Source organism: Streptomyces sp. NPDC127084 (assembly GCF_042724175.1).
Taxonomy (GTDB): domain Bacteria; phylum Actinomycetota; class Actinomycetes; order Streptomycetales; family Streptomycetaceae; genus Streptomyces.
The window spans coordinates 1-1,013 of sequence record NZ_JBHXFA010000445.1 but is presented as its reverse complement, the minus strand read 5'-3'; the positions used below and the strand labels follow the sequence as shown (position 1 = coordinate 1,013).

Genomic DNA, 1,013 nt, shown 5'->3' with positions numbered 1-1,013 from the left:
CTCGTGCCCGCGGTCGGCGCGGGCTCCCGGGCACAGCGTGTCGGTGTCGCCGTCATTGACGTGGACGTGGGTGGTGATGTCGTCCAGGCGGGTGGTCGACCAGAAGGTGGGCGAGGAGACGACGCAGACGTCCGTCGGCACCTTGGTGGCGTCGTCGGGCAGCTTGGTCTTGTCGGTCGCGTCGCAGTGCAGGTCCCAGGGGACGTCCGGCCAGTGCGGTGCGGTGTCGTCGTCCAGGTTCCCGGCCGAGCAGTCGGTGAAGGCGGACGTGGTCTGGCAGCGCTGCTGGGAGGTGAAGGCCACCTGCGCGGACGGGGTGCGGCCGGCCTGCTCGTCGTCGAGGGTGTAGCCGTAGGAGATCGAGGTGAGGGTGCCGCCGTGGACGTACGAGGTGAGGGTGCCGGTGTCGTCCGTGGTGTCGGTCGCGGCCGCCTGGCCACCGCCGAGGTCGTAGTAGCCGGTCTCGGTCGAGTAGTCGTAGCGCTGGACGAAGCCGCTCGGGGAGACGACGAAGTCCAGGTTCCAGCGCCAGCCCTCGGGCTTGTCGCAGCGGGACTTCTTGCCGTCGGCGTCGGTGTGGCACGGGTCGGAGGACCGCGGGTGCAGGACGGGGACGCCCCAGGCCGCGTGCGTGGAGTCGTCGCCGGAGTCCGACGAGGCGAGCCCCTTGGTGCCGGGGCCGGTCGGTGAGTGGTCGGCACCGAAGTAGGCGGCGGTGCCGTCCGTGGTCAGCACGCGGAAGTAGGTGCCGTCGTACAGGCCGTTGGCGGCCCCGGACAGTTCCTGTACGACGGTGCCGTCGTCGCCCTGGAGCTTGAACTCCCTTATTTCACCGGGCAGTCCGGAGGAGGTGGTCGGGACCAGGACACCGGAGTGCGAGCCGAAGGAGACGGTCGCGTTGGCGCCGCCCCAGCATTCGTCGCCCGAGCCTTTGAGAATGTTCTTGCCGTCGGAGTCGAGCAGCGAGCCGCAGGAGCGGTACGACCGCTCCACGAAACCCCGGGGGTAGCACC

At 70.2% G+C, this 1,013-nt stretch carries 1 pseudogene; it reads right to left on the bottom strand.

Annotated elements, in window-relative coordinates:
- Nucleotides 1-1,013: pseudogene (locus tag ACFWI9_RS34860) on the bottom strand (hypothetical protein); the annotation flags it as partial.